We start from the raw sequence: 18,307 nt of genomic DNA, 5'->3' as shown, positions 1-18,307 counted from the left end.
CGGCTGGTTTACAAGCTTCCCGAAAAGCGGTTGGCGGCAACGGGCCGATCTTTTTCATCCGGAAGAAAACAGTACATTCATAAAACGCTTATTTTACAAGACCTTTTAACGATTACAACACATGAAAACGATCCAATGGGGCATTATCGGTTGCGGAGATGTAACCGAAGTAAAAAGCGGGCCTGCCTTTAACAAAGTGCCCAATTCGAAACTGGTGGCGGTAATGCGCCGCAATGCGGAAAAAGCCGAAGATTATGCCCGCCGGCACGGCGTACCCAAATGGTATACCGACGCCCGGCAGCTGATCGACGATCCGGAGGTGAATGCCATTTACATTGCCACCCCTCCGCAGCAGCACGAGGAATACGCCATTGCGGCCCTGCGCGCCGGCAAGCCGGTGTACGTGGAGAAGCCGATGGCGCTGAACTTCGAAGGAGCTGAAAGAATGCGGAAGGTGTCGGAAGAGACCGGCGTGAAATTAGCGGTTGCCCATTACCGTCGCGAACACGCGTTGTTCCGCGAGGTGAAAGAGCTGCTTGATGCCAATGCCATCGGCGAGGTGCGGCTGGTGATCCTGCGGCTGCTGCAGCCCCACCGCTCGAAGATGATCACCAAAACCCCCGACAACTGGCGCACCAACCCGGAAGTTTCCGGCGGCGGCCTCTTTCACGACCTGGCCCCCCACCAGCTCGACCTGATGCTGCATTTCTTCGGACCCGTAAAACAGGCCCACGGCATGGCCCTGAACCAGGGCAACTACTACCCTGCCGACGACCTGGTCAGCGGCAACATCCTGTTTAAAAACGACGTGCTGTTTACCGGCACCTGGTGCTTTACCGTTCCCGAAGGGCAGGCCGAGGACAGCGTGGAAATCATTGGCGCCGAAGGCAGCATCGCCTTCAGCGTTTTTGAACAGGGAAGCCTGGTGCTGGTACGGGAAGACGAAGTGGAGGAGTTCACCTTCGAAAAGCTGGACCACCTGCAGCAGCCGATGATCGAAAAGGTGACGGCCTACTTCCTGGACAAAGGCCCCAACCCCTGCCCTGCCTGCGACGGCGTGGAAATCATGCGCCTGCTGGATGTATTTACCAAAAAGCAGCCGGAGCCGGCCCTGAGCAAGGCGTAAGGGACAATAGGCAATAGACAAGGGACAATAGGCATAGTATACTGTAGGCAGAACGGAACAGAAATAAGCAAACAATAATAAAAGATGAAGTACAATGCATTTGGCGATACGGGCGTACTGGTATCGGAATTGTGCCTGGGCACCATGACCTTCGGCGGAGCGGGTATTTGGGAAAACATCGGCAAGCAAACGCAGGCCGAGGTAAATGAATTACTGAAAATCTCGGCGGATGCGGGGATCAATTTTATCGACACGGCCAACGTGTACTCCTTCGGGCAGTCGGAACAGTTGCTGGGCGAGGGTTTGAAGCAAACGGGCCTGCAGCGCAACGACCTGTTCCTGGCCACCAAGGTCCGCGGCCGCATGGGCGACGGCATCAACCAGATCGGCTTGTCGCGCTACCACATGTTCCAGTCGGTGGAAGAAAGCCTCACACGCCTGCAAACCGACCATATCGACCTGCTGTACGTACATGGCGTGGACAAGCTCACCGCCGTGGAGCAGGTGGTGCATACCCTGCACGACCTCGTTACCTCGGGTAAAGTGCGCTTTATCGGCGTGTGCAACTGGCCCGCCTGGATGGTGATGAAAGCCCTGGGCATCGCCCGCAAAAACGGCTGGCACGAGTTTGTGGGCCTCCAGTATTTTTATGCCATCGCCAACCGCGACGTGGAACAGGAAGTGCTGCCCCTGGCGGCCGACCAGCACCTGGCCTTCATGCCCTGGAGCCCCCTGGCCGGCGGCTTCCTGTCGGGAAAATTTTCCCGCGACCAGACCTCCACCGGCGGGGCCTCGCGCCGCGACAATTTCGACTTCCCGGTGATCAACAAGGAAAGGGCCTACGACATCATCGACGTGCTGAAAGAAATCGGCAACGGCTACGGCGTTTCCGCGGCCGAAGTGGCCCTGGCCTGGGTACGGCAGCAAAAGGGAGTTACCAGCACCATCATCGGCGCCAAAACACCCCAGCAACTGCAGTCCAACCTGCACTCGGCCTCCCTGCAGCTGTCCCCGGAAGACCTCTCGCAGCTGGACAAGATCAGCCAGCCCGAAAAATGGTATCCCGGCTGGATGGTAGACCGTCAGATGCGCGAACGGTTCGGGGTGGGGACAGACTAAGGACAAGTTCCTAAGTTGGCTGCCGCCGGCAAGGAGTATAAGTTGTTCTAATGCAAAAGGACTACAAATTGCCTAAGAGCGTTTGTAGTCCTTTTGTTTTTTTAAAATAAATTCGGTGCAGTTTTAATCGGCCCTGCGGGTGCCGCGGGTCAGGGCTACCAGCAGTAAAATAAATACGGCTGCTCCAATCACCCATAACCAGGGAGCGCCCCATACGCTGCCACCGCCGCCGCCGGTATTAATATTGACATCTACTTTTTTTGTCTCGCCATCCTGGGCAAATGCCAGGGCATTCATGATTGCGGCCATTACCGTAAAATATACCTTTTTCATAGCAGATTTTTTCCTTTATAGTCGAAAAATGTGCCAAAGAGCAAGTACGAGGTAAACGGTACGAAGTACGAAGTAAGGAAAAAGACATGTTTTCCTCCATACTTCGTACCTCGTACCTCGTATTTCGAACTTGCCCTATTCGGCTTTCTTCCGGGCGCCGAAGATCAGGCTGCCGATGCGGACCATGTTGCTGCCTTCTTCCAGGGCAAGGGCGTAGTCGCCGCTCATACCCATGGAAAGGATTTCAAAGGAAACGTTGGAAGCGGCTCCTTCCGGAAAAAGTTCCTTGTATTTATCAAAAAGCTCTTTCAGCGTATCAAACTCGTTGCGTACCCGTCCTTTGTCCTCCGTGAAAGAAGCCATGCCCATCAGCCCTTTTATCCGGATATTTTTCCATTCCTTCAGGGTTTCTGCGCCGGATTGCAGCAAGTCGTCCAGCTCGGCCTCGTCCCAGCCGAACTTGGTTTCCTCGCGGGCAATGTGCACCTGCAGCAGCACGTCGACCACCCGGCCCGCCTTCGCCGCCTGCTTATGGATCTCCTGTAACAGCCGGGCACTGTCTACCCCGTGCACCAGGTGCACAAAGGGAACAATGTATTTTACTTTATTGGTTTGTAAATGACCGATAAAATGCCAGCGGATATCCGCCGGCAGCAGGGCTTGTTTTTCGGTCAGCTCCTGCACGTAATTTTCGCCGAAGTCCCGCTGGCCCAGCTCGTATAATTCGCGGATGGCCTCCACCGGTTTGGTTTTGCTCACCGCCACCAGCGTAGCCCCTTTTTGCTGCAACAGGCCCAGGATCTCTTCGTACTTGCTTTGATTGATCAGCATTTTTTGTGATATTGAAACTACAAATGTAACGGAGGAAGAAAAAGAGGGCGTCTTCCTTCCAAAATAGCTCAACAATTTTTCCCCAAAAGGGCATTCTGGCATTTTTACTGTGGTACCAAAGCAGAACTTTCAATCACCTCAAAAAAGCAGCAAAATGAAATATATTCTCCTCTATTTTCTTCTTGTAGCTTTTGTACCTGCCCCGCGGCGCGGCTTTACCCAGGAAGCCTCCGCCCCTGTAAAATTCCATGGAAGGGTGGTCACCCTCGACAGCACCTACGAGGGCGAGATCCTCGTAAACATGTTCGGGGCCAACCCCGACACGATCCGGGTGGAATGGGAAAAGACTACGGAAACCGATACCAGCACCCGAAAGACGACCTATTCCATCACCAACCATGTGAACAGCATCACCATGGTGCTGATCGAGTCGGACACCTTTTATTTCAAGAACCTGGCCGACCGGCCCGAACAGGTACGGCCCAATTGCCTGGTGAAGAAAGTTTACGGCACCGAGATCCTGGGCTTGTACCAGTTTACCTCTTCCGACGGCCGCCCGAACCTTTACGTGGGCATGTTCCGCCGCGACCCGCTGAATATTGAAGAAACCGACTTTACCAGTGACAAGGAAAGCATGGTGCCCTACCTCCTGTATTTTAACCGCTGTCCCCGCCTCTACAAAAAACTAAAGGCCGGCACCGAAGGCTATGCCTTTACCAAGGGTGCTTCCACGGATGCCACCGTCACCACCTGGAAGAAGGTCATTGATGAGTACTTTTTGTGTGTGGGTGAGTAAAAAGTTTACGGGTTTACGGGTTTACAAGTTCCTGACGGGCGCCAGCAACTCGTAAACCCGTAAACTTGTAAACTATCTACCTCTCCAGACTAAGTTCTCCAACAGCAAAAGGTCGTTGTAGGCGGGGCAATAGTAGTCAAAGCGGCCGAGGCGGCTTTGGGTAAGCCAGCCGTTGACGGGGTTGGGCAGCATGGAGGCCATGTTGGCCACGAAAAAGACAAAGCCCGATTTATCGGGAGCATGGACCGGAACCGGGGGCAGGTAGTACGGGTCTTTTACCCCCCAGCGCAGCAGGGCGGTGGAAAGGACCAGCTTTTCGTGCAGGTCAGCCGTTTGGGTATAAATCCCCTTCGCCGCTTCGATCATCCCTTCCTTTTGCGCTTCCAGTACGGGTATTGTGGCCACCGACATCAGGCGGGATAGGTGGTACAGGATGATGGAGGGGCGGTTGTAATAAGGTGAGGCGAAAACGGCATCGGTCAGGTATTCCCGCTTCCGCACCACTTCCGAAATCAGGTGCAGGGAAGCGGAATCGGCCGCGGTATAGGGCAATTGGTATTGGTGCACCAGGTACAGGATATTGGCCAGTACGCACACGTCAAAATCGATAGGAACTTTATGGCTGAGCCAGGTGGAATAGGCGGGTAATCTTTTATAGGCCCGGAAGGTACTGCGTACTTTATGCACCCGGTTATTGGAAAAACCTTGCAAATAGTCATGTACTTGCTTCGCGGTGGCAGGTGCGGCGCCGGTAGCCAGCAGGCAGATGGCGGTGCAGTCGGCATCGTCGGGCAGGGCGTTGGCCTTGAATAGGCTCAGCACTCCTGAATTGGGAAAATACCTGATGGGGCGCGTTTGCCAAAAGCTGTACAGGGGCAGTCCCCGCCGGTTTTGAAATTTGGGCAGCGCCCCGGCCGCGGCAGCCAGGATGGAATCACACAACATTTTTGCGTCGGGGTCGAGCGAAGGCCGCAGGGTACGCAGGGTAAAAGCGATGAGGCCGGTAAAAAAGCTGTTGTCGTCCTTCTTCAGCACCCCGGCATTGAAATAGTATTGCCGGTAAGAAGGGAACAGCCCGACAGGAAAATAGCGCTCGTGGTTCATCTGGGTCCGGTACAGGCCCCGGAGCAACTGTTGGACCTGCAACGTATCGGACGCCCGTGCTTCCCTGCAGGAAAACCCCCAAACTAGCACCATCCCCAATATAAGCTTGTAACAAAATTGCCTACACCTCATCGGCGGCAAAAGTAGCGCCTGCCGGGGAATTGGTTGATTGGTTAATTGGGGTATTAGGCCTTACTGACCGAAACATTCTTCCCGGCGGGGAACCCTAATTCCCCAATTAACCAATTAACTAATATCCCAATCAACCCATTCCCCCATTTATTCAGTGCTTTAAAATATGCCGGCTAATGACCATGCGCTGGATCTCGCTGGTGCCTTCGTAGATCTGGGTGATCTTGGCATCCCGCATCAGCCGCTCTACATGGTATTCTTTTACATAACCGTAGCCGCCATGCACCTGTACGGCTTCAGTGGTGGTCCACATGGCGGTTTCCGAGGCGAACACCTTGGCCATGGAGCCGCTGACGGTATAATCTTTATGCTGGTCCTTGTCCCAGGCGGCCTTCAGGCACAGCAGGCGGGCCGCATCGATACGGGTAGCCATATCGGCCAGCTTGAACGCAATGGCCTGGTGGTGCATGATCGGCGAGCCGAAGGACCTGCGGGTTTTGGAATACTCCACGGCCAGCTCGTAGGCGCCGGAGGCAATGCCCAGTGCCTGGGCGGCAATGCCGATGCGGCCGCCGGCCAGCGTTTTCATGGCGAAGGAAAACCCAAAGCCGTCGGCGCCGATGCGGTTTTCCTTCGGCACCCGCACATCATTGAAGGAAACGGAATGGGTATCGGAAGCCCGGATGCCCATTTTATGCTCCTTCCCTCCTACCGCCACGCCGGGCCAGGCCTTTTCCACGATAAAGGCATTGATGCCGTGCGACCCCTGGGCGGGATCGGTCTGGGCCATCACCAGGTAGACGGAAGCCGTGCCCCCGTTGGTGATCCAGTTTTTGGTGCCGTTGAGCAGGTAGTGGTCTCCTTTATCTTCGGCGGTCGTACGCTGGGAGGTAGCATCGCTGCCGGCCTCGGGCTCGCTGAGCAGGAAGGCGCCGGTAAACAATTCGCCGTCTTTTTTGCCCGCTGCCAGCGGCGCCAGGTACTGCTGCTTTTGTTCGGGTGTACCGTAGGTTTCCAGTCCCCAGCACACGAGGCTGTTGTTGACGCTCATGCACACGCTCACGGAAGCATCCACCTTGCTGATCTCTTCCATGGCCAGCACATAACTGACCGTATCCAGGCCGCTGCCGCCCCATTCGGGACTGACCATCATACCCAGGAACCCCAGGTCGGCCAGTTTTAGCAACTGCTCGCGGGGAAATTGCATTTTCTCATCCCTTTCTATGACACCGGGCAGGCATTCGGTCCGGGCAAAATCGCGGGCAGCCTGCCGGATCATCTGTTGCTCTTCGCTAAATTGGAACTCCATACCATAACCTTTTACTCCCTACAAGATACGGCACGAATAACACGATTTAAAGGAATAAAATGAATTACTTTGCCCCCGAATCGGGTGGCCATGTTCGAACTGTTATTGAAAAAAGTAAATGAAAAGATCTCCCTGACGGAGGAAGAGGAAGAAATCTGCAAAACGTTTTTCGTTCCCAAAAAGCTGCGCAAGAAACAGTACCTGCTGCAGCAGGACGATATTTGCCGGCACCTGGCCTTCGTGGAAAAGGGCGTACTGCGTTCCTATACGGTCAATGATAAGGGCGTGGAGCATATCGTCCAGTTTGCCCTGGAGGGCTGGTGGATCGCCGATCAGTACAGTTTCCTGACCCACGAGCCGTCCTCCTATAATATCGATGCCCTGGAAGATGCGGAGCTGCTGCTGCTCACCCGCTCGTCCTACGAAGCCCTGATGGATGCCGTTCCCAAGTTTGAACGCTACCAGCGCCTGCTCCTGCAAAACAGCCTCATCGCTATGCAGCGCCGCCTGGTGGGCTCCCTAAGCCTCTCCGCCGAGGAAAAGTACACCAAGCTCATCCACGCCTACCCCGATATCATCCAGCGTGTCCCCCAGCACATGATCGCCTCCTACCTGGGTATTACCCCCGAAACGCTGAGTCGTATCAGGAAGCAGATGATCCGCAAATAGAGTTTACGGGTTGACAGGTTCACGGGTTTACGAGTTGCTGGCGCCCGTCAGGAACTCGTAAACCCGTGAACCTGTCAACCCGTAAACTTGATATAGATCAACGCCCTTTCTTATCCTTTCTCAATGGAAGAGGCTGTGTCGGCGGCGTACTTTTGCCTTGTCAACAACAAACAAATGCAAACGAAACAAACCATCGCCTTAATCGGAGCCACTGCAGGCAAATGCCCCGAGCTGGCAAAGAACCTGGCAAAAGGCCACTACCGTTTGCTGTTAATGGACAAGGATCCGGAACAACTGGGACGCCTGCTGCAGGCTATTAAAGAAGCCGCACAACAGGCCGACCTGGAAGTGATCGACTGTCCCCGGGAAGCCTGCTGGGAAGCGGATATCATCATCAGCACCGTTCCCTGTTGCGAGGAAAAACAGCTGGCCGAAAACATTAAACAGGTGGCCACGGGCAAGATCATCATCAGCCTGGCCGCAACCGGCGGGCAGGAAGCCGCAGCAGCCGCATCGGCACTGCAACAGCTGCTTCCTTACTCAAAAGTGGTACGCACCCTTACGCCGGTGGCCGAAGCCGGCGAAGCGCTTCCAGGACAGCAGGAAAGCAATTTCCTGGTGGCCGGAAAGGACGAAGAGGCCCTGGATACCGTGATCGACCTGCTGCAGCAATGCGGCCTCCACCTGGTGATCGGCACCACCACGGCAACAAGCAACTGACCATAGGAAAAAAGGTAAGACCTTCTATAAATTTTTAAACAAAACCATCAACAATCTATTCAAATGAAACGTTTATCGATCCTTCTCGCATTCGTACTGGCCCAGGTAGTAGTTTTCGCCCAAACAAAATGGAGCGTGGACAAATCCCACTCTACCGTTAAGTTCTCCGTATCCCATATGGTAATCTCGGAAGTGGAAGGCAACTTCAAAGTGTATGACGGCACCATTACCGCCCCCACTGCCGACTTCAACGGCGCCAAAGTTGACTTTGCCGTAGATGTGAACAGCATCAACACCGACAGCGAAATGCGCGACAAGCACCTGAAAGGAGATGATTTCTTCAATTCCGAGAAATTCCCGAAAATGACGTTCAAGAGCACTTCCTTCAAAAAAGTATCCGGCAATAAATATGTACTGAGCGGCAACCTGACCATCCGCGACGTAACCAAACCCGTGAAGTTTGACGTGGTTTATGGCGGCACCGTGAAGGACCTGTACGGCAACATCCGCTCCGGTTTCAAAGCTTCTACCGTGATCAACCGTTTTGATTACAACCTGAAGTGGAATGCCGTAACCGAAGCCGGTGGCGCCGCTGTAGGTAAGGACGTAACCCTCGACCTGAAATTGGAGTTTACTCAGGCTAAATAAGTGTGTTGGATTATTAAGAAGCAAAAGCGCCCGGATGTTTCCGGGCGTTTTTGCATTTGGAGAGGGCGCAAGCAGCGTAGCTCCGCGGTAGTATAGATAAGCAAAAGAAAAAATCTTCCGATTATCGGAAACTTCAGCTTAAAGGAAACCATGGGCAGCGCCCATTCCTGTTGGTAGAAAACCGCAGGGGGGAGGCGTTGTTGGGCAGCGCCCAACCCTGAGTAGCCAGTACAGTTCGAACCAGTAAAACGGCCGCTCTTCGACTTAAGGTTTGAAACCATCTGCCATTGGTCTTCCCATCTGTAACCGTCCTACATCCACAGGCAAGGGCGCTGCCCAGGCAAGGAAAACCAGAATGCTCTAATTGACTCCATCTCCTGAAAGGCTTCTGAGGTACCGATTCTTCTTGCAACCTTGCAGGCCATGCAGCCGCGAAGCTACGCACACCCTCTCCATTGGGAGAACCTGTGCCGCCAAAAAACAAAAAAGCCGCAGGAACAATGATGTCCTTGCGGCTTTTTAAAATCATTAAATGACCACTACTTCCGTCCCATATCTCTTAAGAAATGGACGTGCGACATGATGGCTTGGTCCAGGCGTGCATATTCGATGTAAGTGACGTTGAACTCGGCGCAGGTAGCCTTGACGATCTTGTTGATCTCGGGGTAGTGCACGTGCGAAATTTTAGGGAACAGGTGGTGCTCTACCTGGAAGTTCAGGCCGCCGACGTACCAGTTTACCAGCTTGCTCTTGGGAGCGAAATTGGCGGTGGTCTTCAGCTGGTGCACGGCCCATTCGTCATCGAGCTTGCCGGTAGCTTCGTTGGGTACCGGGAAATGCGTATGCTCCACGGTATGAGCCAGCTGGAAAACGATGCTGATCACCAAACCGGTCACCAGGGCAAAGGTCAGGAAGCCGGTCAGCCAGGCAGTAAAGCCTACGGTATAAATGGGCAGCGCCACGTATAAAACAAGGTTGAAAACCTTGAAACCCCAGAATACCAGGTGGTCGGACAACTTCATTTTCTTGAGCGGGGTAATGCCGATTTGCTTGCTGAAATATTTGGAGTAATCCAGAAAAACGATCCAAAGGATATAAAGCAGCGCATAGAGGAACCAGAAATACACGTGCTGGTACTTGTGCATTTTGTGCCTGGGCTGGGTAGAGCTCATACGCATCCAGGGCTGGATGTCGATGTCATCGTCTACGCCGTCGATATTGGTGTAGGCATGGTGAATGATGTTGTGCTTCACGTTCCACATAAAGGAGCTGCCGCCGAGGACGTTCAGCGAAAAAGCGGCCAGGGTGTTCACCCATTTGCGGCGGCTGAAGGAGCCGTGCCCCCCGTCGTGCATGACGTTAAAGCCGATGCCGGCTACGGTCAGTCCCAGCAGCACGCATTCGGCCAGGGCCAGCAAGGTGCCCGGGGTAAAGAACACCAGGTGCACGTACAGGGCAATAAAAGAAGTTACCAGGATGCCGGCCTTCAGGTACAATTCGAAATTGCCGGTAGATTCTTTGCCGGCCTGCTTAAAATACTGGTTGACGCGCTTTTTCAGCTCGGAATGAAACGACTGGGAGACAGTATTAAACTTGGGAGTTGCTACAACACTCATGGCGCAAGGAAGATTTACTTATTTAATGGGTTGACAAGGATTGGAAGGCGTTCGCTTAGGTTTCCCGTAATACCAGGGCATCCAGGTTGGATATGCCGATATCTTTTCTGGAAAGAAACCCTTCGCCGTATTTTACGCCGATGCGCTTGCCCAGGAGGCGGGCCCGGGCGGTGATGGCCTGCAAAAACTCGGGACTGGAGATATAGGTCTGGGGTTCGTCGCTGTCGGAACTGGTGTGGAACTGGGTCTTATAGGCCAGGGTGGCGGCCAGGCGTTGTTCCCACACATCCGAAACATCCACAATCAGGTCGGGTTCGTAAAAGCGGTCCTGGATAAAATGCAGCAGGTATTTGGGGCGCCAGCGTTCCTGCTCGCGGCCCTGGTCGTCGGTGGTCTTGATCTGCTTGAGGCCGGCCAGGAAACAGGAGTCGTAGATCAGGCTGCCGGCCCGGCCGTGGTCGGGATGGCGGTCGTCGTAGATATTGCCGATCACGATCTCGGGCTGGTATTTCCGGATCGCGGCGATCAGTTGCAGCTGGTGGGCTTCGTCGTTCTGGAAAAAGCCGTCCCGCATCTTCAAATTCTCCCGGGCGACCAGGCCGATGATCGTTGCCGCGTCGGCGGCTTCCTGGTAGCGTGTTTCCACGGTTCCCCGGGTACCCAGTTCCCCCTGGGTCAGGTCGATAATGCCCACCTTTTTTCCCCGCTGTACCTCCTTGATGAGGGTACCCGAACATCCAAGCTCTACGTCGTCGGGGTGAGCGCCTATTGCCAATACATCCAATTTCATTCTTCTGACTAACGTTTTGAGGGCGCAAGATAACCCGAAACGGCGAAGGAAGGTGTTAAAAGCCGAAAGTTCAGCGTTTGTGGTTTGTGGTTTGTCGTTTGTGGTGGTCGTAAAAAACGGGGAAACCCCTTACGGAAGGAAATCTTTTCCAAACCGTAAGGGGTTTACCTTATCCACGATAACTATAAACCACCAACGACCAACCACAAACCCTACTGGGTTCTGACGCCGGGCTTGTAAGGGTTGTTGTACCAGGAGCCGTCGATCTCTTTGACGATGGCTTCGATCTGGCGGTCGGTGGCATCGTGCTGCCAGTCGTAGTCCTGCTTCAGGCTGCTGCCGAAGAAAAAGGCCACGGTCTGGTACATGCGGGCATTGAGGCCGCCCTTGTATTCCTTGATAATTTCGTAACAGTTGTTGCCGGTCTGCCGGTTAATGAGCTTCATCAGCACCTTGCCCTGGTAGACCGAAAGGTTGGACAGGGGATCGGCAAACTGGGTCTTCAGCTCTTTTTCCCGCGATTTGATGTAATCCTTCCAGTCGCCCCGTGAATTCAGGTTGGTCAGGTGCGACCGCACGTCGTTGAGCGTATTGCCGGCGGTGCGGGCGTAGGGATACGTTACATAGACCGCGTTGCGCAGGCGGTTGTATTTCTGGATCGCCTTGGCCAGCTTGTGGGCCGGCATGTTGGAAACATACACCATCTCCAGCTCGCGGTACGGCATCGATTCGCCATTGTAGATGATGGCGGCAACGATGATGGTATCATTGGGCCCCCACTTGGCCGTTTTCATGGGCTCCACTGCCTGGGCCGACAGTAGCCGCGAAACCACCAGGGCACCTATAAGCAGAAGGATTCGGTTAATGGGCATAGAATTCATTGGTTACAATCAGGGTTAGTTTCTCTCTGCAAAGAGACAATGAATCTAGCGGATTTGCTGTTTACGAAAATATAATTTTTTACCTAAAGTTTACGCAGGCTCACCCGGTTGGTACGGATGCGCCACCACATGCTCATGCCGGTACCAAACACCATCACGAGGGTTCCCAGCCATAACACATTGATAAAGGGGAAGGTATACGCCTTCAGGGTTACATACTGCATGATGGCGTCCGACTCCTTGATCCCCAGCTCGGCCTTGTTACCCGATACCTTTTCCAGCTGTACCACCAGGTTCTCGGCGGTCACCGAGTCGGGGTACGACTGCAGGTCGCCGCTCCGGCTGATCAGCAGGGGCTCGATGGTATAGATCGACTCGGACTTGGCAAACACCTTTACCGTGGCCACGGAAGCCGTATCGGTCAGGGCAAAGCCCGCCTGCGGGATCTTGTCGCGGGAAACGATGTTCTCCAGCACCGCGAACCCTTTGGAATAGAACACGGTGTCGCCGATGGCTACGGTCTGCTTTTTAAAGGTAGACGTGTCCTCCTTCGACTTGTCGGGGTCGGGCAGGGAGGTAATGTAGGTGAATACGTCGTGGTTCCAGTAGTGGCGGGCGTCGGGGTTGGCCATCAGGCCTTCGTTGCCCTTATAGTTTACAAAAGCGTTGGGCGTCAGGGTAAAATTCTCCTTGCCGTCCTTGCTCTCGAACTTGATGTGGTAATACCAGAGCGGCTTTTTCGGGTGGGTGGAATCCTTTTCGTAGGTCACCCAGTACTTGCCCATATCGGTCCGCATGCCCTTGATCAGGGTCAGGTTCTCGCCGGCCTGCTCCTTGCTGCCTTCGCCGAAGGAAATGAAGATGCCGGTAGTGTTGTGCGACAGCACGTCCTTTTTGGACGAAGAGATGAGGATACCCACCAGCATCAGGCCGAAGCCCACGTGGGCCACCGCCCCGCCGGCGCTGCGCAGGCGGCCGTTCAGGCCTACCCAGATATAGGATGCATTGGAAATGACGGCGTACACGCTGGCGGCGATGGCCAGCCATACGGCGCCCAGGTAGCCGATGCCGTGCTTGTTGTAATCGATCTTGCCAAAGCCCAGGATCAGCCCGGCTACCGCCAGGGCGGCCACTGCAGGCCAAAGGATCTTTTTCAAAAAGGGCTTGCCGGTGGCTTTGTACTTGAGGTACATGCCAAAACCGCTCAGCAGGCCGATCACTACGGCCACGAAGACCTGGATGCGGTTATAGGCAAATTCGGAGTCCTCGCCCATGGCCAGGGGCGTGAACAGCTTGTCGTTGCTGACGAACAGCTTCGCCACCTTGTTGAAGACCGGGATGGAGGTCATGCAACTGATGGTGAGGGCCGACAGGAACAGCACCAGGGAGCCGACGAACATCCAGAATTCCCGGGAAGAAGCCTCTTCTTCCTTGGCGATATGGGGGATTTTTTTATAGCGGCTGATGAACAGGCCCAAAGAGGGGGCCGCCAGCAGCAGCAGGAAGATGCGCAGGTGCCACTTGGTGATGCCCTCGCCGGTAAAGGCGTGGACGGAAGTATCCTGGAGGTCGCCGGAGCGGGTGAGATAGGTGGAATACAGCACCAGCAGGAATCCCAGCAGGACAAACAGGTGCGTGGCCCGGAGCGAATGCCCGGTGTTGCGGTAGATGAGCATCGTGTGCAGCCCGGCCACCAGCACCAGCCAGGGCACCAGCGAAGCGTTCTCTACGGGGTCCCAGGCCCAGTAGCCGCCGAAGGTCAGCGACTCGTACGCCCAGGCGGCGCCCATCATGATACCGAGACCGAGCACGGCTACGGCAAACAGGGTCCAGGGCAGGGCCGGCTTGATCCAGTCGCCGAAGCGGCGGGTCCACAGGCCGCCTACCGCAAAGGCAAAGGGGATAACGGTGGCCGCAAAGCCCAGGAACAGTACCGGCGGGTGAATCACCATCCAGTAGTTCTGCAGCAGGGGGTTGAGGTCATTGCCGTCTTTAACCAGGCTGAGGTAGTCGGGCCGGGAAAAGATGGGAGCGTTCAGCTCGTTGCGCAGCAGCACGTAGGGGTTGGAACCGATTTTCCAGCCCAGCAGGGTAATGCCGGCCACCATGGTCGCCAGCAGGAACTGGGTAAAGCTCAGCACGGTCATTACCGGGGCTTCCCATTCCTTTTCCTTCCGCATCACTACCAGTCCGAGCACGCAGTGCCAGATGCTCCACAGCAGGAAGCTGCCCTCCTGCCCTTCCCAGATGGCGGCCAGCAGGTACTTGGGCTCGAGGCTGTTGCTGCTGTGCTGCCAGGCGTATTTGTATTCAAACAGGTGTTGCTTGACAATATAATAAAGGATGCCGAAAATGATAAAAACAGAGGCGGCCTCCGCTAAAAAGAAGATCCGGGCCAGCTTTTTCCATTGGCCTTTTTGCAGGGGATCGGCCAGCACGACGCTTTTGCCGTACGCGAAGGTGGCGGCCAGGGAGGCTACCAGGGACAGCACAATAAAAAAGTGTCCCAGTTTTCCCGGGACCAGGTGTTCACCAATAAAATCCATCAGTGGTTAATATTTTGATTCAGTAGAGGGTGCGGTGCTGTTCGTCAGGCTTTTTTCAGCATTCTGCATGTTGTCTTTGTACTTGGAGGGACATTTCATCTGCAGTTTGGTGCATTCGAAGTGGCCGTCGCGCATGTACCCGTTCAGGTCCAGTCCTTCGCTCTTTTCGATATCGGTGGGCTTGGCATTGTTGTATACCACCCGGCTGCGTTTGCCGTCCTGGTCAATGGCGTAAAAGGTAGTCAGGTTGGGGTTTTTCAGCTGGTCGTATTCGATCGGGGTGTTTTTGTCCAGCTGCACCTTTACCACGATAAACTTTCCGTCTTTCTTCCGGGCCGAGGCAAAGGTCTCGTAGGTGGTCAGGTCCTTAATGAAAAACGACATGCCGGAAATGGCGGCGACTACCAGGATGAGCAAAATAATGTGGATTTTCTTCATGGGTCTTGTTCTCCGCCGCAAAGGTAGAGCAATTCCCCTACCGGCACAACGACTTCGGTTTCAATTTGCCTCTGAAAAACAGTTTTCACAAAACAATAAGAGGCGAAAAAAACGGTGATTTTGCCACCCGGGGAAACGGGTTTAACTTGCACCGCTTTTAAAAAAGTGCGTAATGATTGACCTTTCGAGTTTTGACCCCAACAGCGCCGGTAACCCGAACAACAATATTTTCGGTTTGCCCTTTAGTGAAGAAGACGCCCGCCTCGTTCTGCTGCCCATTCCCTGGGAGGTGACGGTAAGTTTTGGATCCGGCACGGCCCGCTCCTCGGAGCAGATTTTCAAGGCCAGCCTGCAGGTGGACCTCTTCGACCCGGAAATGCCCGACGGCTGGAAGCAGGGCTTCTTCCTGAAGGAATCGGACAAGAAGATTCTGCTGAAAAGCGACTACCTGCGCAAGGAAGCCGAGCTCTACATCGACTACATCTCCAAAGGCGAAGAAGTGGAAGACAACCAGTTCATGTCCAAGACCCTCAAAGAGGTGAACGAAGGCAGCGTGTTCCTGAACAACTGGGTGTACCAGCAAACCAGGGAGCTGCTGGACGCCGGTAAACTGGTGGGCCTGCTGGGCGGCGACCACAGTACCCCCCTGGGTTACATGAGAGCCCTGGCCGACGTGCACGGCGACTTCGGCATCCTCCAGATCGACGCCCATTGCGACCTCCGGGAAGGTTACGAAGGCTTCGTGTACTCGCACGCCAGCATCATGTACAACGCCCTGAAGGAAATTCCCCAGGTGAAAAAGCTGGTGCAGGCCGGCATCCGCGACTATTCGCAGGGCGAATGGGAGTTTATCCGCGACAACAGCAACCGCGTGACCACCTTCTTCGACAGCGACATCAAGTTTCGCCAGTACGAGGGCGAGACCTTCCGCGCCATTACCGACGACATCATCAGCCAGCTGCCGGACAAGGTATACATCAGCTTCGACATCGACGGCCTGGATCCCAAGCTGGGCCCCAATACCGGCACCCCGGTACAGGGCGGGTTTGAGACCGAACAGGTTTTTTATATTTTCAATAAGATCCGCAAAGCCGGCAAGCAGATCATCGGCTTCGACCTGAGCGAGGTGAGCACCAGTGAGAACGGCTGGGATGCTAACGTGGGTGCCCGGGTGTTGTTTAAACTCTGCAACCTGCTGGTTGCCTCCAATCCAGTCGTGCATGCATAAGATCTTTATCAAGGTAGAAGGGATCGAACGCCGCCGGAAAAGCCCGGCCCTGCTGCACCTGGTGGCGGGCTTTTTCCTGCTGCTCAACGCCGGCAACCTGTTTCAGTTGCTGGAGTACCGGTCCTTTCTCCTGGTCTTTCCGGCCTATGCCGTGGGCTTTGCTTCGCTGGCCTATGGCCTGCTGCGCAAAAAGTTCGACCCCCGGCGCCGCCGAAATGCCTGGTTGCGGGGGCTGCAGGCCGGGGCCTTTCTTTTTCTGGCCTTTTTTATGATGCCTCATACCGGGGGCTTCCCCATCATCAGCCTGCTGGTATGGGGCGGGCTCAGCCTGTTCCTGCTGCTGGCGGAACGCAACCTGTTCCAGGAGCCTTTTTTGGGGTTCAGCCCGCAGGGCGTGCTGCTGCCGGGATTTTTCTCCGGCCAACAGGTAGCCTGGGAAGAAATTGAGAACATCGTGCTCCGCCCCGATTACGTAACGGTTTATTTTCACGAAAACCGCTACCGTCAGTACGAAGTACTCCGGGAATTTTCTCCTGAAGTGGCGCAACAGGTGCAGGCCCTGCAACAAAACCGGGCAGCCCAATCCGAATCATCAGTCCGACCTGGTCAATAGCCGGGTCCAAAACCATTCAACATGAAATTAACAGCATCTCCCTACATCCTGTATTCCGACGGAAAGGGAAACATATTTGAAGACACCTCCCTTTACGTGGTGGGACGCAGCGGCTGGGATGCAATGCCCATACCCGAAGACGAATGGATCGAGCTGCCCGAGGGCGGCCAGCTGTACGAGCTGCCGGGCCGCCGCGGGATCGGCATCGACGTGAAAACCGGCGACATGCGCCTGTGCGAAAAAGGATGGGCGGTGGCCGCCTTCATCCCGCCGGCCCATACCGGCCTCTACCTGGCGGCTTACGAAACGGCGCCCGACGCCCCCACGCTGCCGCTTTTCTGTTACACGGCAGCGGGCTGGCTGAACCACAAATTCTATGTCCCGGCGGTTCGCATCGAGCAGGACATCCGCCAGGAATGCCGCGGCTTCGACCAGCAAAAGGTGGAGACCGGCGTGCAGGACTTCCTGAAGGCCTACCCCCATAACCGGCTGGTGGCCCACCTGGCCAACAACTGCGCCCTCACCTACCAGTGCCCCGCCGCCCGCAACTATTTTATGGGCCGCTGGGAGTGCCCCATCCCCTCCTCGCCGGCCTGTAATGCCAACTGCGTCGGCTGCATCTCCTTCCAGCCCGAGGACGAGGCCATCGTGTCCACCCAGGACCGCCTGACCTTCAAGCCCCGCGTGGAAGAGATCGTGGAATACACCGTTCCGCACCTGGAAACAGCGCCTTACCCCATCGTTTCCTTTGGCCAGGGCTGCGAGGGCGAACCCCTGCTGATGTGGGAGACCATCCGCGACTCCATTATCGAGATCCGCAAGCACACCCCCAAGGGCAGCATCAACATCAACACCAACGGCTCCAAACCCGCCGCCGTCCGCGCCCTCTGTGAAGCCGGCCTCGACAGCATCCGCGTGAGCACCAACTCGGCCCGCCGCGAAATTTACATGCCTTACTACCGGCCCAACAACTACGAGTTCGAGGACATCATCGAGAGCCTGAAGGTGGTGACCAGCTTTGGCGGCTGGACGTCCATCAACTATTTCGTGTTCCCGGGCATGACCGACAGCGTGGCGGAATACGAAGCCCTGCGTAAGCTGATCCAGGAAACCGGACTGAAGATGATCCAGTGGCGCAACTTCAACATCGACCCCGACTGGTACCTCGGCAAGATCAACGTAGGCGATACCGGCGAAATTCTGGGCATGAAGCAGATGATGGAGCTGATCCGGGAAGAATTCCCCGACCTGAAATTCGGCTATTACAACCCGCCGTCGGAACGCATCCACGGCGCTTATGATAAGGATTTTGCCCATTACTAAATAGGCCTCTTTCTGCACAGGAATGAGAAAAGGTTGTCGCATCTGTCGACAACCTTTTTCTTTTCACCTATAAAATACCACTATG

18 protein-coding genes are annotated in these 18,307 nt (G+C 55.1%); 9 read left to right on the top strand and 9 right to left on the bottom strand.

Features of this window, described 5'->3' with window-relative positions; genetic code table 11:
• Positions 1–121 precede the first annotated feature (121 nt).
• Positions 122–1,126: a Gfo/Idh/MocA family protein gene (locus tag V9K67_RS19580; protein WP_336725389.1), complete on the top strand. Its 1,005-nt coding sequence runs from the start codon at positions 122–124 to the stop codon at positions 1,124–1,126.
• 84 nt (positions 1,127–1,210) lie between these two features.
• Complete coding sequence (locus V9K67_RS19575) at positions 1,211–2,245, top strand: aldo/keto reductase (RefSeq protein WP_336725388.1); 1,035 nt, start codon at positions 1,211–1,213, stop codon at positions 2,243–2,245.
• A 123-nt stretch (positions 2,246–2,368) separates the two neighbouring features.
• On the opposite strand, the gene V9K67_RS19570 is transcribed toward V9K67_RS19575, so the two are convergent.
• Together V9K67_RS19570 and V9K67_RS19565 are read right to left on the bottom strand one after the other, a co-directional pair.
• Positions 2,369–2,578 carry a hypothetical protein gene (locus tag V9K67_RS19570; protein ID WP_336725387.1) on the bottom strand — a complete coding sequence of 70 codons (210 nt, stop codon included), beginning with the start codon at positions 2,576–2,578 and terminating at the stop codon, positions 2,369–2,371.
• 135 nt (positions 2,579–2,713) lie between these two features.
• Positions 2,714–3,409, bottom strand: coding sequence for a YggS family pyridoxal phosphate-dependent enzyme (locus V9K67_RS19565; protein ID WP_336725386.1), 696 nt, complete (start codon positions 3,407–3,409; stop codon positions 2,714–2,716).
• Between the two features lie 154 nt (positions 3,410–3,563).
• On the opposite strand from V9K67_RS19565, the gene V9K67_RS19560 reads away from it, so the two are divergent.
• Complete coding sequence (locus V9K67_RS19560; RefSeq protein ID WP_336725385.1) at positions 3,564–4,205, top strand: hypothetical protein; 642 nt, start codon at positions 3,564–3,566, stop codon at positions 4,203–4,205.
• 72 nt (positions 4,206–4,277) lie between these two features.
• Here the strand turns inward: V9K67_RS19560 and V9K67_RS19555 are convergent, their stop codons facing one another.
• Both V9K67_RS19555 and V9K67_RS19550 read right to left on the bottom strand, forming a co-directional pair.
• Entirely contained in the window at positions 4,278–5,402 is a 1,125-nt protein-coding gene (locus V9K67_RS19555; RefSeq protein WP_336725384.1) for a hypothetical protein, read from the bottom strand.
• Positions 5,403–5,592: 190 nt separating this feature from the next.
• A complete protein-coding gene (locus tag V9K67_RS19550) occupies positions 5,593–6,750 on the bottom strand; it encodes an acyl-CoA dehydrogenase (protein WP_336725382.1) in 1,158 nt (385 codons plus the stop codon).
• Between the two features lie 90 nt (positions 6,751–6,840).
• On the opposite strand from V9K67_RS19550, the gene V9K67_RS19545 reads away from it, so the two are divergent.
• From V9K67_RS19545 to V9K67_RS19535, 3 genes are all read left to right on the top strand, one after another.
• Complete coding sequence (locus V9K67_RS19545; protein WP_336725381.1) at positions 6,841–7,419, top strand: Crp/Fnr family transcriptional regulator; 579 nt, start codon at positions 6,841–6,843, stop codon at positions 7,417–7,419.
• A gap of 174 nt (positions 7,420–7,593) precedes the next feature.
• Positions 7,594–8,139 (top strand): NAD(P)-binding domain-containing protein, encoded by a 546-nt coding sequence (locus tag V9K67_RS19540; protein WP_336725379.1) that lies wholly within the window; start codon positions 7,594–7,596, stop codon positions 8,137–8,139.
• A gap of 63 nt (positions 8,140–8,202) precedes the next feature.
• A complete protein-coding gene (locus V9K67_RS19535; RefSeq protein WP_336725377.1) occupies positions 8,203–8,787 on the top strand; it encodes a YceI family protein in 585 nt (194 codons plus the stop codon).
• A gap of 539 nt (positions 8,788–9,326) precedes the next feature.
• On the opposite strand, the gene V9K67_RS19530 is transcribed toward V9K67_RS19535, so the two are convergent.
• The 5 genes from V9K67_RS19530 to V9K67_RS19510 form a co-directional block, all read right to left on the bottom strand.
• Complete coding sequence (locus tag V9K67_RS19530; protein ID WP_336725375.1) at positions 9,327–10,403, bottom strand: fatty acid desaturase family protein; 1,077 nt, start codon at positions 10,401–10,403, stop codon at positions 9,327–9,329.
• 55 nt (positions 10,404–10,458) lie between these two features.
• On the bottom strand, positions 10,459–11,193 hold the full coding sequence (bshB1, locus tag V9K67_RS19525) for a bacillithiol biosynthesis deacetylase BshB1 (protein ID WP_336725373.1): 735 nt from the start codon (positions 11,191–11,193) through the stop codon (positions 10,459–10,461).
• 212 nt (positions 11,194–11,405) lie between these two features.
• Positions 11,406–12,065, bottom strand: coding sequence for a DUF4294 domain-containing protein (locus V9K67_RS19520; protein ID WP_336725371.1), 660 nt, complete (start codon positions 12,063–12,065; stop codon positions 11,406–11,408).
• 92 nt (positions 12,066–12,157) lie between these two features.
• Entirely contained in the window at positions 12,158–14,620 is a 2,463-nt protein-coding gene (gene ccsA / locus V9K67_RS19515; RefSeq protein ID WP_336725369.1) for a cytochrome c biogenesis protein CcsA, read from the bottom strand.
• Positions 14,621–14,626: 6 nt separating this feature from the next.
• Complete coding sequence (locus V9K67_RS19510; protein WP_336725366.1) at positions 14,627–15,058, bottom strand: cytochrome c maturation protein CcmE domain-containing protein; 432 nt, start codon at positions 15,056–15,058, stop codon at positions 14,627–14,629.
• A 172-nt stretch (positions 15,059–15,230) separates the two neighbouring features.
• On the opposite strand from V9K67_RS19510, the gene V9K67_RS19505 reads away from it, so the two are divergent.
• Genes V9K67_RS19505 through V9K67_RS19495 form a run of 3 tightly spaced genes read left to right on the top strand, consistent with a single transcriptional unit; the run spans position 15,231 to position 18,222 of the window.
• On the top strand, positions 15,231–16,286 hold the full coding sequence (locus tag V9K67_RS19505; RefSeq protein ID WP_336725365.1) for an agmatinase family protein: 1,056 nt from the start codon (positions 15,231–15,233) through the stop codon (positions 16,284–16,286).
• The gene (locus V9K67_RS19500) at positions 16,279–16,899 is read left to right on the top strand and encodes a hypothetical protein (RefSeq protein ID WP_336725363.1); all 621 of its coding nucleotides are present in this window, start codon (positions 16,279–16,281) and stop codon (positions 16,897–16,899) included. Before V9K67_RS19505 ends, V9K67_RS19500 begins: the two co-directional genes overlap by 8 nt.
• 21 nt (positions 16,900–16,920) lie before the next feature.
• A complete protein-coding gene (locus V9K67_RS19495; protein ID WP_336725360.1) occupies positions 16,921–18,222 on the top strand; it encodes a radical SAM family protein in 1,302 nt (433 codons plus the stop codon).
• Positions 18,223–18,307 lie beyond the last annotated feature (85 nt).

This window comes from Huijunlia imazamoxiresistens, assembly GCF_037132455.1.
GTDB lineage: Bacteria > Bacteroidota > Bacteroidia > Chitinophagales > Chitinophagaceae > Flavisolibacter > Flavisolibacter imazamoxiresistens.
The sequence above is the reverse complement of the archived record's forward strand: the minus strand, read 5'-3'. Positions and strand labels throughout refer to the sequence as shown.

Bases quoted from the DNA above. Each gene is read 5' to 3' on its own strand.
- V9K67_RS19580 (WP_336725389.1), top strand. From the start codon at position 122: ATGAAAACGATCCAATGGGGCATTATCGGTTGCGGAGATGTAACCGAA.
- V9K67_RS19575 (WP_336725388.1), top strand. From the start codon at position 1,211: ATGAAGTACAATGCATTTGGCGATACGGGCGTACTGGTATCGGAATTG.
- V9K67_RS19570 (WP_336725387.1), bottom strand. From the start codon at position 2,578: ATGAAAAAGGTATATTTTACGGTAATGGCCGCAATCATGAATGCCCTG.
- V9K67_RS19565 (WP_336725386.1), bottom strand. From the start codon at position 3,409: ATGCTGATCAATCAAAGCAAGTACGAAGAGATCCTGGGCCTGTTGCAG.
- V9K67_RS19560 (WP_336725385.1), top strand. From the start codon at position 3,564: ATGAAATATATTCTCCTCTATTTTCTTCTTGTAGCTTTTGTACCTGCC.
- V9K67_RS19555 (WP_336725384.1), bottom strand. From the start codon at position 5,402: ATGGTGCTAGTTTGGGGGTTTTCCTGCAGGGAAGCACGGGCGTCCGAT.
- V9K67_RS19550 (WP_336725382.1), bottom strand. From the start codon at position 6,750: ATGGAGTTCCAATTTAGCGAAGAGCAACAGATGATCCGGCAGGCTGCC.
- V9K67_RS19545 (WP_336725381.1), top strand. From the start codon at position 6,841: ATGTTCGAACTGTTATTGAAAAAAGTAAATGAAAAGATCTCCCTGACG.
- V9K67_RS19540 (WP_336725379.1), top strand. From the start codon at position 7,594: ATGCAAACGAAACAAACCATCGCCTTAATCGGAGCCACTGCAGGCAAA.
- V9K67_RS19535 (WP_336725377.1), top strand. From the start codon at position 8,203: ATGAAACGTTTATCGATCCTTCTCGCATTCGTACTGGCCCAGGTAGTA.
- V9K67_RS19530 (WP_336725375.1), bottom strand. From the start codon at position 10,403: ATGAGTGTTGTAGCAACTCCCAAGTTTAATACTGTCTCCCAGTCGTTT.
- bshB1 (WP_336725373.1), bottom strand. From the start codon at position 11,193: ATGAAATTGGATGTATTGGCAATAGGCGCTCACCCCGACGACGTAGAG.
- V9K67_RS19520 (WP_336725371.1), bottom strand. From the start codon at position 12,065: ATGCCCATTAACCGAATCCTTCTGCTTATAGGTGCCCTGGTGGTTTCG.
- ccsA (WP_336725369.1), bottom strand. From the start codon at position 14,620: ATGGATTTTATTGGTGAACACCTGGTCCCGGGAAAACTGGGACACTTT.
- V9K67_RS19510 (WP_336725366.1), bottom strand. From the start codon at position 15,058: ATGAAGAAAATCCACATTATTTTGCTCATCCTGGTAGTCGCCGCCATT.
- V9K67_RS19505 (WP_336725365.1), top strand. From the start codon at position 15,231: ATGATTGACCTTTCGAGTTTTGACCCCAACAGCGCCGGTAACCCGAAC.
- V9K67_RS19500 (WP_336725363.1), top strand. From the start codon at position 16,279: ATGCATAAGATCTTTATCAAGGTAGAAGGGATCGAACGCCGCCGGAAA.
- V9K67_RS19495 (WP_336725360.1), top strand. From the start codon at position 16,921: ATGAAATTAACAGCATCTCCCTACATCCTGTATTCCGACGGAAAGGGA.